Source organism: Ruegeria sp. CDSA193 (genome assembly GCF_059611885.1).
The window spans coordinates 143,256-157,636 of sequence record NZ_JBXWPN010000009.1 but is presented as its reverse complement, the minus strand read 5'-3'; the positions used below and the strand labels follow the sequence as shown (position 1 = coordinate 157,636).

At 57.0% G+C, this 14,381-nt stretch carries 17 protein-coding genes; 3 read left to right on the top strand and 14 right to left on the bottom strand.

Features of this window, described 5'->3' with window-relative positions:
* Window positions 1–98 precede the first annotated feature (98 nt).
* Window positions 99–1,790, top strand: coding sequence for an acyl-CoA dehydrogenase family protein (locus tag AC2FLG_RS17185; protein WP_496707233.1), 1,692 nt, complete (start codon window positions 99–101; stop codon window positions 1,788–1,790).
* A gap of 213 nt (window positions 1,791–2,003) precedes the next feature.
* Entirely contained in the window at window positions 2,004–2,558 is a 555-nt protein-coding gene (locus tag AC2FLG_RS17180; RefSeq protein ID WP_496707231.1) for a hypothetical protein, read from the top strand.
* A gap of 2 nt (window positions 2,559–2,560) precedes the next feature.
* Here the strand turns inward: AC2FLG_RS17180 and AC2FLG_RS17175 are convergent, their stop codons facing one another.
* The gene (locus AC2FLG_RS17175; protein WP_496678791.1) at window positions 2,561–3,790 is read right to left on the bottom strand and encodes an SGNH/GDSL hydrolase family protein; all 1,230 of its coding nucleotides are present in this window, start codon (window positions 3,788–3,790) and stop codon (window positions 2,561–2,563) included.
* Between the two features lie 232 nt (window positions 3,791–4,022).
* Between AC2FLG_RS17175 and AC2FLG_RS17170 the strand changes: the two genes are divergently transcribed.
* Entirely contained in the window at window positions 4,023–4,415 is a 393-nt protein-coding gene (locus tag AC2FLG_RS17170) for an META domain-containing protein (RefSeq protein ID WP_496678789.1), read from the top strand.
* Here AC2FLG_RS17170 and recO read toward each other — a convergent pair.
* From recO to folK, 13 genes are all read right to left on the bottom strand, one after another.
* Entirely contained in the window at window positions 4,399–5,124 is a 726-nt protein-coding gene (gene recO / locus AC2FLG_RS17165) for a DNA repair protein RecO (RefSeq protein WP_496707230.1), read from the bottom strand. The genes AC2FLG_RS17170 and recO overlap by 17 nt on opposite strands.
* 94 nt (window positions 5,125–5,218) lie before the next feature.
* Window positions 5,219–5,608, bottom strand: a complete 390-nt coding sequence (locus tag AC2FLG_RS17160; protein ID WP_246097298.1) for a SemiSWEET transporter — start codon at window positions 5,606–5,608, stop codon at window positions 5,219–5,221.
* An 82-nt stretch (window positions 5,609–5,690) separates the two neighbouring features.
* The gene (locus tag AC2FLG_RS17155; protein ID WP_142639253.1) at window positions 5,691–6,020 is read right to left on the bottom strand and encodes a DUF1491 family protein; all 330 of its coding nucleotides are present in this window, start codon (window positions 6,018–6,020) and stop codon (window positions 5,691–5,693) included.
* A complete protein-coding gene (gene era / locus AC2FLG_RS17150) occupies window positions 6,017–6,925 on the bottom strand; it encodes a GTPase Era (RefSeq protein ID WP_496690318.1) in 909 nt (302 codons plus the stop codon). Before era ends, AC2FLG_RS17155 begins: the two co-directional genes overlap by 4 nt.
* A gap of 202 nt (window positions 6,926–7,127) precedes the next feature.
* Window positions 7,128–7,808 (bottom strand): ribonuclease III, encoded by a 681-nt coding sequence (rnc, locus tag AC2FLG_RS17145; RefSeq protein ID WP_271951343.1) that lies wholly within the window; start codon window positions 7,806–7,808, stop codon window positions 7,128–7,130.
* The gene (lepB, locus tag AC2FLG_RS17140) at window positions 7,805–8,644 is read right to left on the bottom strand and encodes a signal peptidase I (protein ID WP_496707228.1); all 840 of its coding nucleotides are present in this window, start codon (window positions 8,642–8,644) and stop codon (window positions 7,805–7,807) included. Before lepB ends, rnc begins: the two co-directional genes overlap by 4 nt.
* Before the next feature lie 57 nt (window positions 8,645–8,701).
* Complete coding sequence (gene acpS / locus AC2FLG_RS17135) at window positions 8,702–9,121, bottom strand: holo-ACP synthase (RefSeq protein ID WP_496707227.1); 420 nt, start codon at window positions 9,119–9,121, stop codon at window positions 8,702–8,704.
* Entirely contained in the window at window positions 9,118–9,741 is a 624-nt protein-coding gene (locus tag AC2FLG_RS17130) for a LysE family translocator (protein ID WP_271951355.1), read from the bottom strand. The genes acpS and AC2FLG_RS17130 overlap by 4 nt, the downstream gene beginning before the upstream one ends.
* Window positions 9,738–10,484, bottom strand: a complete 747-nt coding sequence (locus tag AC2FLG_RS17125) for a pyridoxine 5'-phosphate synthase (RefSeq protein WP_142639241.1) — start codon at window positions 10,482–10,484, stop codon at window positions 9,738–9,740. Before AC2FLG_RS17125 ends, AC2FLG_RS17130 begins: the two co-directional genes overlap by 4 nt.
* On the bottom strand, window positions 10,477–11,175 hold the full coding sequence (locus AC2FLG_RS17120; RefSeq protein WP_142639238.1) for a DUF2062 domain-containing protein: 699 nt from the start codon (window positions 11,173–11,175) through the stop codon (window positions 10,477–10,479). Before AC2FLG_RS17120 ends, AC2FLG_RS17125 begins: the two co-directional genes overlap by 8 nt.
* 16 nt (window positions 11,176–11,191) lie before the next feature.
* Window positions 11,192–13,324, bottom strand: coding sequence for a RelA/SpoT family protein (locus AC2FLG_RS17115; RefSeq protein WP_142639236.1), 2,133 nt, complete (start codon window positions 13,322–13,324; stop codon window positions 11,192–11,194).
* Window positions 13,325–13,350: 26 nt separating this feature from the next.
* On the bottom strand, window positions 13,351–13,704 hold the full coding sequence (gene rpoZ / locus AC2FLG_RS17110; protein WP_142639234.1) for a DNA-directed RNA polymerase subunit omega: 354 nt from the start codon (window positions 13,702–13,704) through the stop codon (window positions 13,351–13,353).
* A 94-nt stretch (window positions 13,705–13,798) separates the two neighbouring features.
* The gene (gene folK / locus AC2FLG_RS17105; protein WP_496707225.1) at window positions 13,799–14,368 is read right to left on the bottom strand and encodes a 2-amino-4-hydroxy-6-hydroxymethyldihydropteridine diphosphokinase; all 570 of its coding nucleotides are present in this window, start codon (window positions 14,366–14,368) and stop codon (window positions 13,799–13,801) included.
* Between the last annotated feature and the right edge of the window lie 13 nt (window positions 14,369–14,381).

Sequence of the window (14,381 nt, the reverse complement as noted above, 5' to 3'; positions counted from 1 at the left end):
CAAGCAACTTTAGAACTTTTTAGTCGCATAATTCGTATTTTTGTTGCGCTGCACGTGCAGCATGATATGACCAGACGACTTTAGGAGAAAGCTGATTCATGGCCCATGACGGACAGGATATGACCCAGATGATTACATCCGCGATTTTGCCCGAGCTTCTAACGCTGACACGTGCGGCTCTGCCAGCCGTGGACACCGTATTCGAACGCGCCCGCGAGTCGGTCCGCGTGATGGTGACAGAAGATGGTCGCGTGTCCGGCGCTCTGATCGAGGCCAATCAGACCGCCGCTCATGGGTTGGCATGGCTGGCGACATACAACCAGTCGCTGCAGCAGATGCAACGCTGGGCCGATGCTTTGGAGGCAGAAGGCAAATTCGGCGAGATCGAACAGCTGCTGCACCAAATCGCCTTTGGTGAATACTTGCATCAGGTCGCGGGCGGCATCCCAATGAACCAGGGTGAGATTTTGCGTCTTCAGGACATGGGTCTGGGCTGGGACGCGCTGTCCGGTTTCCAATGCGCCGAAGTTCAGACACTGATGGCACAGGCCAATTCACAGGCCGCACGCGGTCGCTTGGTTGAACTGATGGAAGAACAGGCCGGTGCCACGATGTTCGGAACGTCGGGCTTGGACGAAGAACTGGAAATGATCCGCGACCAGTTCCGCCGCTATGCCCAGGAAAAAGTCGAACCAAACGCCCATGATTGGCACCTCAAGGATGAGCTGATCCCGATGGAGATCATCGAGGAACTTGCCGAGATGGGTGTATTTGGCCTGACCATCCCCGAAGAGTTCGGAGGGTTTGGCCTTTCCAAAGCCTCGATGTGCGTGGTGTCCGAAGAATTGTCGCGCGGCTATATCGGCGTCGGTTCGCTGGGCACCCGGTCCGAGATTGCGGCCGAGTTGATCATTGCCGGCGGAACGGATGAGCAGAAAGCCCAGTGGTTGCCCAAGATCGCCAGCGCCGAGATTCTGCCGACGGCTGTTTTCACCGAACCCAACACGGGCTCGGACCTGGGCAGCCTGCGCACCCGTGCGGTCAAGAATGCGGATGGTGATTACGAGATCACAGGCAACAAGACCTGGATCACCCATGCGGCGCGAACCCATGTGATGACTTTGCTGGCACGCACCAACTCTGACACCTCCGATCATCGCGGCCTGTCGATGTTCCTGGCGGAAAAGACGCCCGGCACGGACGACAACCCCTTCCCCACCCCCGGCATGACTGGCGGTGAGATTGAAGTGCTGGGTTACCGCGGCATGAAGGAATACGAGCTGGGCTTTGATGGCTTCAAGGTCAAGGGTGAGAACCTTTTGGGTGGCGAAGAAGGCAAGGGTTTTAAACAGCTCATGGAAACCTTCGAATCCGCCCGCATCCAGACCGCAGCCCGCGCCATCGGTGTGGCCCAAAGCGCGCTGGACATCGCCATGCAATATGCGCAGGACCGCAAACAGTTCGGCAAGTCGCTGATCAACTTCCCCCGCGTGTCCGGCAAGCTGGCGATGATGGCGGTCGAGATCATGATCGCACGACAGCTGACCTATTTCTCAGCTTGGGAAAAAGACAACGGTCATCGCTGCGATCTTGAGGCCGGGATGGCCAAGCTGCTGGGCGCCCGCGTGGCCTGGGCTGCTGCCGATAACGGCCTGCAGATCCACGGAGGCAACGGCTTTGCACTGGAATACAAGATCAGTCGCGTGCTGTGTGACGCACGAATTCTCAATATTTTTGAAGGGGCTGCCGAAATTCAGGCACAGGTGATCGCGCGGCGTCTGCTGGGCTGACCTGTTACGGCAATCCTGTTTCCCCAACTCGACCCGGCGCACGCGCCGGGTTTTTTTGCCCGCAATACTACAATCTTCTGTTCCCAGTATTATTATTGTTACCTGCCCTCATGTCCACGCTCGACCATGACCAGCCGCAGCACAAACTTCCCCCTATCACTGCGTCGATTATCCCGGTAGATCAGCGATTGATCACGAACCAGCGGCGAACACATGACCCGATCCATTCTTGTCCTTCTGGCCACGCTTGCGGCACTGGCCCTTGTCGGCTGTGCCACCCCTCAACCGACCGCAACGCAGAACGACATAGACGAGCTGGCGCTCGCCATCCTTTCTATGGGCCCTGAGGTTGATCCAGCCGAGGCACAGAAGGCGGCCACCATTGCCTATACCTATTCGCAGCGTCTGGCCCGAGAATGGCAGGTTACCGACCCGGCCATCATCCACAACGCCAAGGTCATTAACGGATTTCGTGAGCGCGGCCTGTGCAACGACTGGGCCGAAGCGATGACCAGCCGTTTAAGGGCAGAAAACTTCCGCACCCTGGAAATGCACTGGGCTACATCACCGCCAACGCCGCTGAGGATCATCCACCATTCCGCAGTGATCAGCGCAAAGGGCGACACGATGTTCGAAGGCATCATCCTTGACCCATGGCGCAACAGTGGCGCGCTGACATGGGCGCCAACGCGCGAAGATACGCGATACAACTGGCGTACCCGGATGGAGGTGCGCACCGCTTTGCTAAACGGAGAGCAACCCTACTGAGGTCAGGACGGGGTCTTACACTGGCTGATCCGTTCCGCCACCACGGGCAGCATCCGCGCAGCCACCAGCTTTGACCCTTCGGGCGTCAGATGCGTGTAATCGACATACAGCACCTTGTCTTTGTGGAGGGGACCGCCGATCTCGGCAATATCGGTGAAAGGCACATTGGCCTCTTCAAACAAAGCAGGGAAATCGACCCGCGCGCGATGCATCAGATCTTCGCGTCCCGGCTTGTACCAATCCCGCGTGAGCTGGGCGATTTCGCGGTCGGTCTCGCTTAGGACATTGGTGTCCTCATAGACGACCTCAGGCTGCAAAAAGACGTGATAGCAAAACCCGTGGTAGTCGCCGAATGTTTCGATCAGCTTGTAATTGCGCAAAAATCCGACCTTTGCAGTCTGCGCAAGCTCTGCTGAAAAGTCTCTTTGCAAGGCGGTAACATCCCCATACGTGATATTTTTGGGGATTTCATAGCGGTCGAACAAGCCTTGCGTAAATTTCGAAGCCAGTTTGAAGGTATAGGAATACTGCGCCGGGTACCGCAGGAACGCATAGGCTGAAAAGAAGGGTTTGCGATCATTCAAGGCGTCAATCATGCGTGCGGACGAGTAAGCATAACTTTGGACCGGATTATCGACCCCAACATTGTAAAAATCATTGTGGCCATCCAGAAACACAATCATGTCCGGGCTGTACTCATATAGCGTCTCGTACAGGTACAACACATGTTGAAAACTGTGATACGCAACAACTCCGGCGTTGATCACTTCAATCGTCACACCGGGCATCTGATCGCCCAACCGCTCGCGCAGGTCCTGCTGCAGGAAATACGCAACCGTTTCCTGATTGGCGAGCGTTGGGTGGTCAGGATAAATACTGCCCTGCGATCCGATGGCATAAGCAGTTGAGCCACCCATCAGAAAAATGCGGAACGTGTCGTCGGGTTTTGGCTGTTCAATCAGCGTATCGTGGCGGAACCCTTGATCGGAATGGATACGCTGTCCGCCAGTATCAAATCCTCGCTGATAGTCTGGGTTCAGTTTGTGACCACGGATCGAAGAGTATAGATGTCGCTCTGCCGTATTGCCCAGCGTGTTGTCATACACATAAACCACGGTGAAATACGAAAGCAGTTCAACCAGCAGGAAGAGAAAGAGGGCATAGATCAAAATCATAAAAAACTTGGTTACAGGTCGCATCCGCCCCATGCCAACATCATCATTTCCGCTCACTACGAAGCTCCAATTCTATCAGGTCAAAATCAAATAAACCTGGCGTATATACCGGTGTAAAAATTCCACCTAACTGCCCAAATCTTAGGAAAGGCCCGTTATTCGCTTTCAATATGTCCAAGATGTTTTGCAAGTCAACGGTCACCATTGTATCCGATCCTTTACCTAGTCGGTTCAAAACAATGCGTCCAAGCCCAGGAAACTGTTCTTCGCTGATTTCAGGAATTCTGCCATGTTGCGTTACATAATGCTGCTTTCCCTTTCCGGATTACTCCAATGTCAGAAGGATGAAACCGTTGCAGCCTATGGTGCTGCCGACCGGGAATGGGCCCTGCAAGAGATCAACGGTCAGCCCTACAATGCCAGTGCCCTATTGCGATTTCCGGAAGAAGGCAAAGTAGCGGGCAACGCCCCCTGCAACAGCTACACGGGCAGGCTTAACGCGCCCTATCCATGGTTTGAGCTGACCGGCCTGACAGCAACCCGTGCCGCCTGTGCCGGGCTTGAGGCAGAAGGGATCTATTTCGCCGCCCTGCTTGCCATGACCCAATCAGAAGTATCAGGGAACCTGCTGATATTGCGCAATGAGGACGGGCAGGAAATGGTGTTCAAAGCTGCCGATTGATCTGATCAATAAACCGCGCCCGTGCGCCGGGCAGAGGGTTGTTCCCCAACGACGGAGCAACACGGTTCTCTAGAAAATGTCCGGTGGTCAGCAATCCTTGCACCACTTCGGTATCCGGCGCGTCGCCCACGCCACGCAGGCAAGGTGGCAAGGGAAGCAACCTATCCACCCAGTCCCCTGCCCCATCAGCGCTTACCGCACGACCTGTTTTCGGAGAAACATAATCCAAACCTTCTGTTACACCCGTCACGGCACAGCGTGTCAGGTCAAGGCCAAACCCCAGCTCTTCCAGCAGCGACAATTCCCACCGCAGATAGGCAAGCACCCAAATTTCGTCCTGACCCAGCAGATCCATCAACTGTTCGGTTTGTTTATAGATGCGCGGATGCGCTTCGCGCTCAGGCAAACAGAACGAGAGCAGGGCCACCACCGCATTCAATCCGGCCAGCGCAAGCCTACCCGAAAACGCCGCCGCCGCCCGCGACCGCAGGGGCTCGACCTGAAAAGTGCCGATATGCTCCTCGAGCCGTGCGCGCCAAAGCACATCTAATTGCGCCCCGGGCTGCAGGATCGGCGCGATCTTGCGGCTGGTTCCACCACGTACGACGCCGGCATGACGACCGTGGCCTTCGGTAAAGACCTCGATAATTGCCGCCGTTTCGCCATGGCGGCGTGAGGTCAGAAGTATGCCGTGGTCGCGCCAGTCCAAAGCGTGTCCAATCTTGTGGGGTCAGTCCTGCCCGAGCAAAAGAACGCAAAGCCGGGACCACTGCAAGAGAGACCGGGAAATCGTCGACCTATTGTCAGAACGTGACCCCCGCGTGGATCAGGATACCCAGGACCATAAGAAGGTTCAGCACCATAGAAATGCCGTTGCCAACATAGATGGGCAACTTCTTGACGATCAGACCGTAGATGAACCAAAGCAAAGACAACGCCGCATAGAGCGACCATGTTAACAGCGATTGGCCCGACGCATGTTGAGAGTGGGTAAAGAAGAGCTTCACAAGCTGTGGAAGGGTGGCAAACGGGCCTAAAATGCCGACAAATACCATGAAACCCTCGAAGTGCTTCATCACAAGACCAAGGTTTGACTTTATGAACTTCTGACCAAATGTTTCAGCCAACGTAAGACCTCTATCCTTGCCATAGGCCGCAACAACCCGTTTCAGCACCATCCGATAAATACGCATACGAATAGCGAAAATGGGCCATCTTACCTAGACCTATGACATAACTTTGGCAGAGGCCTGCACCGCGTCTGTGCTACTACCGCTAATCCAGACCGTCCTCACCCAGCAAATGGCGCCCCTGCCGGTCTTCGACCTCAATCACCCAGAGGTCAGGGTCAAAGCTGCGCTGGCGTTGGATAGCCTCGTCCACATCGACCTCGGGACCAGAGGAGAGTTCAACCCACTTGCGCTCACCGCTCATCAGATCAAAGCTGCGCTGGAAGGCTGTGGCCTGACCGTCCAACGTATTGAGCTTGATCAAAACCGCGCCGGCTGTGTCGTCACCATGGGCCACAACAAAGGCCGGTATTTCCTGAAATCGTAACCGTGCCAGATAGGCGTGAACCCAGAAGTCTGCCGTCAGTCGCGTCATGCGTTTCCATCTTTGAATTCCAGACCCATTTCCGAATAGCGCTCGGATTCCTCCAGCCAGTTTGGCCGGACTTTGACCTGCAGGAACAGGTGGATCTTGCGATCGAGGAATTCTTCCAGCTCGGCCCGGGCCGCTTGGCTGACGGCCTTGATGGTCTCGCCCTTTTTGCCCAGAACGATACCTTTATGTCCGTCGCGCATGACATAGATTATCTGGTCGATCTTTGCCGACCCGTCCTTGCGCTCTTCCCAGTTCTCGGTCTCGACGGTCAGCTGATAGGGCAGTTCCTGATGCAGCCGCAGGGTCAGCTTTTCGCGTGTCATTTCTGCCGCGATCATACGCAACGGCAGATCAGCGATCTGGTCTTCCGGATATAGCCACGGGCTCTCGGGCAATTCGCCCGCCAACCATTTTCGCAGATCGTCAACGCCATGGCCCTTCTCGGCCGAGATCATGAATGTCTCGGCGAAAGAATAGCGGGAGTTGAGATCGCTGGTCAGGGCCAGCAGAACTTCGGACTGCACCCTGTCGATCTTGTTGATGGCCAGCGCGACGGTGCGGCCCTGCCCGATCTCGTTCAGACCTTCAAGGATGCGCTCTACGCCCTCGGTGATGCCACGATGCGCTTCGACCATCAGGACAACCACATCGGCATCCGCGGCCCCGCCCCATGCGGCGGCCACCATTGCCCGATCCAGACGGCGACGCGGTTTGAAAAGGCCCGGCGTGTCCACAAAGACCAGCTGTGCATCACCTTCCATCGCCACGCCCCGGATGCGGGCGCGGGTCGTCTGAACCTTATGTGTCACGATCGAGACCTTGGCCCCGACCATGCGATTCAGAAGGGTGGATTTGCCTGCGTTGGGCTCTCCGATCAGTGCGATAAATCCGGCGCGTGTCGTCATCTGGGGTTTGATCCTGTTTGCAGATGGGCCTCCCTATCGCAGAAAGAGGCAGCGGACCAGAGCGATTTGCAGCTTTGGCACATGCGTTCAGGATGGCATTGGGTGGGGTATGGTGGGCGACCCATCACCGGATAGGATCCGTGTTCGACCGATAGGCATTTCCGGCCAGCCCTCAGGAGACAGACTGTTTTTACCCGGTAGACTAATTCTGCAAACGGTCCAGCAACGACTTGGCGGCCGCCTGTTCGGCCTGACGCTTTGACCCTGCTGTTGCCTGCTCTTCTGCCCCGTCCTGAAGACGCGCAGCGATGGTGAAGACCGGCGCATGGTCCGGGCCAGAGCGTCTGACTTCGACATAGCTGGGCGGTTTCTGGCCCCGTGCCTGCGCCCATTCCTGAAGCGCCGTTTTGGCGTCACGGGCGTCGGCCTCGACATCGTGGATGCGATCACCCCAGAGCTTTAGGATAACGGCGCTGGCGACCTCGAACCCGGCGTCGCGATAAACCGCAGCAATGACTGCCTCCATCGCGTCGCCAAGCAAAGCTTGTTTGCGCCGCCCTCCGGACAGCATTTCAGATCGGCCCAGTTTCAGTACAGCACCCAAATCAATCTGCAGCGCCACATCTGCACAGGCCTCTTTGCGCACAAGCGCATTGAACCGGGGTGCAAGCTGACCTTCGCTCGCTTTTTTGTCCGCCTCCAGCAAGGCCGTCGCCATCACCAGACCCAGCACCCGATCACCCAGAAATTCGAGCCGCTGGTTGTCCGGGCGCGTGGCGGACGAAACCGATCCATGGGTCAGCGAACGCACCAGCAGCTCGGGGTTGGCAAATTCATGCCCCAGACGTTTTTGAAACGCCTTTATTTCGGCGGAAAGCTTCAATTCACAGCCTTAAAGAAGCGGTCTCCGCGCCAGGTCCAGAAGAACAGCATCGACCGGCCAGCGGATGAGAACATGATACGATCTGCACGACCAATCAGGTTTTCATAGGGTACATATCCGACACCCCCGGCCGATTGCGGCAGGCGGCTGTCGCTGGAATTGTCGCGGTTATCGCCCATAAAGAAGTATTCGCCTTCGGGCACTGTATAGACGCCGGTATTGTCCGACCCCTGATTACCGATATTCAGCACATCATAGGACACCCCGTTGGGCAGGGTTTCGATCTTGCGGGATTTCTCACACACGCCACCACGGCCAACCGGGCCATTTTCACAGCGCGGGCGCAACCCTTGCGGACCTTGCGGCGCCGCGACCTCGGTGAAGACGCCATCGGGTTGCTGCGGAACCGGAGTACCGTTCAGGATGATCTGGCCCTCAATGATCTGGATACGATCGCCGGGCAGGCCAATCAGGCGTTTGATATAATCGCGGCCCGTTACCGGATGACGGAATACGATCACATCACCGCGCTCGGGATCGCCGGCCCAGATACGGGTGTTGTCATCACTTTGCATCCAGCCACAAACATCCTCGGCGTCGATATTGATGCCGACGCTTGGAATAATCAGACTGGGGCAAGAGGCATAGGAATATCCATAGGCCATTTTGTTGACGAACAGGAAATCCCCGATCAACAAGGTCTGTTTCATCGACCCTGACGGAATCCAGAACGGCTGAAAGAACAGGGTACGGAAAACGCCCGCGATCAACAGCGCATAGACGATGGTTTTGATCGTCTCCCACACGGGATTTCCGGTTTTGACGTCCTCGGCCATACTGCTCTCCGGTCCTTGGTTTGTTGGGGTGCTACATGCGCGGCGCGGCGGGGTTAGTCAAGACAGAGCGCTGCGTTCGCGAATTGGGCGCGCCTCGATCACCACGAAGGCCTGCGCCCAGGGGTGGTCATCGGTTAGGGTGACGTGGATGATCGCCGCATGACCCTCGGGGGTCATATCGTTGAGCCGTTCCGCCGCCCAACCGGTCACATGCATCACTGGCTGGCCGGTTTTAAGGTTGGTCACAGCCATGTCCTTCCAGGAAATCCCCATACGAAGCCCGGTGCCCAGCGCCTTGGAGCACGCCTCTTTCGCGGCCCAGCGCTTGGCATAGGTGCCTGCTGTGTCGGCGCGGCGTTCGGCCTTGCGCTGTTCGATGTCGGTAAAAACACGGTTGCGAAACCGGTCACCAAACCGGTCGAGCGTGCCTTGAATGCGGTCTATGTTTGCGAGGTCTGTGCCGATGCCTAGGATCATGACAACCGCACCGTCAAAATCTTGTAACTTGCCACCCCAAAGAACCCGGCAAAGGCAAAATCGAACCAGCGGCGGGCGCGGCGGTAGGCGCGGACTGTGCGTTCGGAAGAGAAAAGGAATGCATAGCTGATGAAAATCAGCAACGAGCCCGCGTAGAGCAGGCCGAAATAGCCAAGCAGCATCGACAAGCTGGCGTCATTCGGGGCAACGATAGCGTAGATCGAGCCCCAGCTGAGGATCGCCTTGGGGTTGGTCAGGTGAATCGCCGCGCCTTTGGCAAAGATGGTGCGTAGCGAGCCGGTGACCGGGTTGCCCAACGCCATCTCATCCGACGACAGCGCCCGTTTCAGGGCCTTGAGCGCCAGCCAGCCCAGATAGGCTACACCGACATAGCGGATCACTTCGAACACCCAGACATTGGCCAGCATGATCGCCGACAGGCCCAGCGCGGCGGCGATGCCCCAGGCAGCGGACCCAGCACAGATGCCCAGTGCAAAGACCAGACCGGCGCGGCGGCCTTCGTTCATTGCAGTTCCGGCGATGCCCATGGTTGCCGGACCGGGTGAGCCTCCGGCCATCAGCCAGGCGATCCAGATTGCTATGAAACCCGAGGTTATCATCCCCGCGCCTCATCCATCAGGCGGCGCATTTCCTGAATGGCGGGGGTCATGCCCAAAAAGATCGATTCGCCAATCAGAAAGTGACCAATGTTCAACTCGCGCACCTCGGGGAAAGCGGCGACAGGTTTGACCGTGTCGTATGTCAGACCATGTCCGGCATGCACTTCGAGGCCAAGCGAATGGGCAAAGGCGGACATATCGCGTAGGCCTTCCAGCTCTTGCGCTGCCTCATCCAGCTTGCCTTCGGCATGGGCGTCACAATAGGCGCCTGTGTGCAGTTCGATCACTTCGGCCCCGATGCGATGCGCGGCCTCGATCTGGCGACGGTCGGCGGCGATAAAGATCGACACGCGACAGCCCGCATCACGCAAAGGTGCAATGAAATGGGCCAGTTTGTTTTCTTCGCGCGCGACTTCCAGCCCGCCTTCGGTGGTCCGTTCCTCGCGCTTTTCGGGGACGATGCAGACCGCGTGCGGCTTATGGCGCAAAGCGATTTGTTGCATCTCGGGCGTGGCTGCCATTTCAAAATTCAGAGGCACCGAAAGAACCTCCATCAACCCGTCAATATCTGCGTCCGAAATATGCCTGCGGTCTTCGCGCAGATGGGCAGTAATGCCATCTGCACCAGCCTGCTCGGCCAGCGTGGCCGCGCGCAAAGGGTCGGGATAGACCCCACCACGTGCATTCCGCACTGTGGCCACATGGTCGATATTCACACCGAGACGCAAACGGTTCTCAGACATCCTTTGATTCCTTTCCCAAATCCTGGCTCGAGCCTAGTTGGTTTGACTCTGGAACGGCAGCCTCGGATTCAGCCAGACGTTTGATTTCTTCAAACTTCTTTTTGATCCTGTCGCGACGCCGTTGCTGATAGGTGTGGACCAGCGGCAGGCTGAGATAGTAGCAAACCACCCCAGCCAGCAATCCGGGAAGAATGCCGCCAATCAGGTACGGAAAGAAAACCTCGTCGTAGAAAATTCCCAGCCCGTGCCAGTCAGCCACCCGGTCGGTGAATACTGCAATCAGGTTGTCTTTGAGATCACCGATAGCATTGGCGAACTTCCCCATAAGCCCATGGGTGTCGCCCTCTTCAAACTCGGTGCCCAACAGGAAATGCCCGGTCTGAAGGCAAACCACCCCGATGGGCACATAGGTCAATGGGTTTCCGAAAAACGTACCGCTGAGTGCAGCCAGCATATTGCCGTTGAACAATCGCGCAGCCAGGGCGGCAATGCCAAAATGCAGCCCGTAAAAAGGTGTAAAGGCCGCAAACACTCCAAACCCTACCCCGCGGGCGATGCGTTCAGGTGAATCCGGCAATCGCCGGACGCGGTGTTTCACATAGTGAAAGGCCCGGGTCCAGCCACCACGAGGATAGACGAATTCCGATGCGATCTGGACAGGCGAGCGTCGATCTCGGCGCTTGAATACCACTCCTGATCACCCCTTCTCAGCCAGCCGCAACTGCGGATTTAGCTCTGTCTCTGAAACGTTCAACCGCTGCAACATCGCTTTCGGCCTCAAGCATCAACATCAACGAATGCAACTGCTCTAGGTCGCGCAGTTCTACGTTGACCAGCAGGCGGTAAAAATCCGGTTTGCGATCCACAAATTCTAGGTTCGAGATATTGGCCTTTTTCTCGCCGATCAATGTACAAATGCGACCCAGCACACCTGCGTCATTGCCAATCGTAACATCAATCGTCGCCCCGTAGACAGCAGGGTGAGTACCCGAGTGCCAGTGCAGATCGACCCAGCGCTTGGGCTCGCTCTCGTATTCGCTCAGGCGATCACAGTCGATTGCATGCACGACAACACCTTTGCCGCGATAAGTGATCCCGACGATCCGTTCACCCGGCAATGGCTGGCAGCAAGGGGCGCGGTCAAACTTCTGCCCCGGCTCAAGACCGATCACGGCCCGGCGCATCGGAATGGCATCACCATCATCCTGCGTCAGTTCCGGGTAGACGGCGCTGACCACATCATGGGCAGTTAGTTCTGCACTGCCCAGGCGCGCCAGCAGCTCATGCCGGTCTTTCAGGCGTAGATGCTTGGCAGCAGTGTCCAGCGCCTTGTCGGTCGCTTTGCGCCCGACATGTTCAAATCCCGATCGCGCCAGTTCTTTGCCCAGCTTGATGAACCGCTCTCGGTCAACCTCGCGCAGGGCGCGACGAATGGCTGTACGGGCTTTACCGGTGACGGCAATTTCCAACCACGTGACTTGGGGAGTCTGACCGTCAGCTGTTATGATATCCACCGACTGCCCGTTCTTGATCCGGGTCCAAAGCGGCACGCGAATACCATCAACCTTGGCCCCTACACAGGCGTGCCCGATGCGCGTGTGGATGGCATAGGCAAAGTCTATCGGCGTCGCACCACGCGGCAGTTTCACCACGTCCCCCTTAGGCGTGAAACAAAAGACCTGATCCGAATACATCTCGAGCTTGACCGCCTCGAGGAAATCCTCGTGATCCTCTTCGCTGTCGAATTGTTCGGTCAGGTTGGCGATCCACTTAGCCGGGTCGACTGCAAAGGGGTTTTCCGAACGCACCCCATCCCGATAGGACCAATGCGCGGCCACGCCAGTTTCGGCGACATCATGCATCTGACGAGTGCGAATCTGAACCTCGACCCGCTTGCCGTCACGGCCTGAAACGGTGGTGTGGATCGACCGGTAACCGTTCGATTTCGGCTGGCTGATATAATCCTTGAACCGCCCCGGCACGGCGCGCCAACGCTGGTGGATCGCGCCAAGGGTTCGATAGCAGTCTTCTTCGCTTTGCGTAATGATGCGGAACCCGTAAATGTCGGACAGACGCGAGAACCCCTGGTCCTTTTCCTGCATCTTACGCCAAATCGAATAGGGTTTCTTGGCACGGCCAAAAACCTCGGCTTCAATCCCGGCCTTTTCAAGTTCGTGCCGCATGTCGCCGGTGATCCGGTGGATCACGTCACCCGTTTCGCGCTGCAGCGTGATGAAGCGGCGGATGATGGACTGGCGGCCTTCAGAGTTGAGAACGCGGAAGGCGAGGTCTTCCAGCTCTTCCCGCATCCATTGCATACCCATACGGCCTGCAAGCGGCGCGTAGATATCCATCGTCTCGCGCGCTTTGACGATCTGCTTTTCGGGCCGCATCGCCTTGATTGTGCGCATATTGTGCAGACGGTCTGCCAGCTTGACCAGAATGACCCGCAAATCCTTGGACATCGCCATAAACAGCTTGCGGAAGTTCTCGGCCTGTTTGGTTTCGCGGCTGGACAGCTGAAGGTTTGTCAGTTTGGTGACCCCATCAACCAGCTTGGCGACTTCTTCGCCAAACAGCTCAGACACTTTGCCGTAATTGGCCTTGGTGTCTTCGATCGTATCGTGCAGCAGCGCCGTGATAATAGTCGCATCATCCAGACGCTGTTCGGTCAGGATGGCGGCAACGGCAACAGGGTGGGTGAAATAGGGCTCGCCAGAATGGCGGAATTGCCCATCATGCATCTGCTTGCCGAACTCATACGCCTTGGCAATGCGGTCTGCATTCGTTTTTGGATTGTAGTTGCGGACCAGCGCAATCAGGTCTTCAGCAGAAATCATCCGGTCCGCACCTTCATTTGTGGGGATTACCCCTGGCCTTGAGCCTCCATCAGAGCGCGCAGCAGCTTTTCTTCGGACATGTCGTCATCCGCAGGCTTGTCTGTTTCCGCACCCATCAGCAGCGCCATCTGGTCTTCTTCGGGCTCGTCGACCTCGATTTGGGTCTGGTTGGCCTCAATCAGCCGCTCGCGCAGCTCATCAGCGCTCTGGGTCTCGTCAGCGATCTCACGCAGAGATACAACCGGGTTTTTGTCGTTGTCACGGTCAACGGTGATCGGACCACCGGCGGAAATCTCGCGCGCACGATGGGCGGCAAGCATCACCAGTTCAAACCGGTTCGGAACCTTGTCTACGCAATCTTCAACCGTCACGCGGGCCATGGGGCGCTCTCCGTTACTGAATCCATGTCAGGAAGAGGTTTATCTAAGGGCGAATCCCTGCCTTGACAAGCAGGAAATGCTGCAAATGCACCAATCATATCGGGGTAACTGCCGCAATATCGCCTGAAGGAAGCCCCGCAAGCATTTCCCTGACGGTCTGATCCAGTATTGGATGCCTCCAGTTCGGGGCAACATCCGCCATGGGAACAAGCACAAACGCACGATCCTGTACCCTTGGGTGCGGCAGGATCAACTGATCCGGCGCCTGCTGTTTCTGATCTTCGGGCGGCAGCGATAACCAGCTTTGAAAAACCTCGCGGTCGGGCAGAACCAGATCATCGTAACAGACCAGGTCCAGATCCAACGTCCGCATTCCCCAGCGCTGAATCCTCTCGCGCCCGTAATCATGTTCAATTCCATGCAATATCTGCAGCAACTCAAAGGGTGACCTTTCAGTCTCGATCAACACGGCCGCATTCACATAGTCCGGCCCCGCGCCTGCAGGAAAACAAGGGGTCGCATAAAAGCGGCTTTCTGCCCGAATCAACAGCCCCTGGCGCAAAATCGCGTCAATGGCATGCCGTAGCGTCAGATGGGGCTCAAAACCTCTCACTTTGAGATTTGCACCGAGGGCAAGCACTGCTTTTGAGGTGGTTTTGCGCATCCTACTCCCTATA

Coding starts and splice junctions, on each gene's coding strand:
- folK (WP_496707225.1), bottom strand. CDS start 14,368: ATGCGCAAAACCACCTCAAAAGCAGTGCTTGCCCTCGGTGCAAATCTC.
- AC2FLG_RS17130 (WP_271951355.1), bottom strand. CDS start 9,741: ATGATAACCTCGGGTTTCATAGCAATCTGGATCGCCTGGCTGATGGCC.
- AC2FLG_RS17125 (WP_142639241.1), bottom strand. CDS start 10,484: ATGTCTGAGAACCGTTTGCGTCTCGGTGTGAATATCGACCATGTGGCC.
- lepB (WP_496707228.1), bottom strand. CDS start 8,644: ATGGCCGAGGACGTCAAAACCGGAAATCCCGTGTGGGAGACGATCAAA.
- AC2FLG_RS17115 (WP_142639236.1), bottom strand. CDS start 13,324: ATGATTTCTGCTGAAGACCTGATTGCGCTGGTCCGCAACTACAATCCA.
- AC2FLG_RS17170 (WP_496678789.1), top strand. CDS start 4,023: ATGTTGCGTTACATAATGCTGCTTTCCCTTTCCGGATTACTCCAATGT.
- AC2FLG_RS17180 (WP_496707231.1), top strand. CDS start 2,004: ATGACCCGATCCATTCTTGTCCTTCTGGCCACGCTTGCGGCACTGGCC.
- era (WP_496690318.1), bottom strand. CDS start 6,925: ATGACGACACGCGCCGGATTTATCGCACTGATCGGAGAGCCCAACGCA.
- AC2FLG_RS17160 (WP_246097298.1), bottom strand. CDS start 5,608: ATGCGTATTTATCGGATGGTGCTGAAACGGGTTGTTGCGGCCTATGGC.
- acpS (WP_496707227.1), bottom strand. CDS start 9,121: ATGATCCTAGGCATCGGCACAGACCTCGCAAACATAGACCGCATTCAA.
- AC2FLG_RS17155 (WP_142639253.1), bottom strand. CDS start 6,020: ATGACGCGACTGACGGCAGACTTCTGGGTTCACGCCTATCTGGCACGG.
- rpoZ (WP_142639234.1), bottom strand. CDS start 13,704: ATGGCCCGCGTGACGGTTGAAGATTGCGTAGACAAGGTTCCGAACCGG.
- AC2FLG_RS17185 (WP_496707233.1), top strand. CDS start 99: ATGGCCCATGACGGACAGGATATGACCCAGATGATTACATCCGCGATT.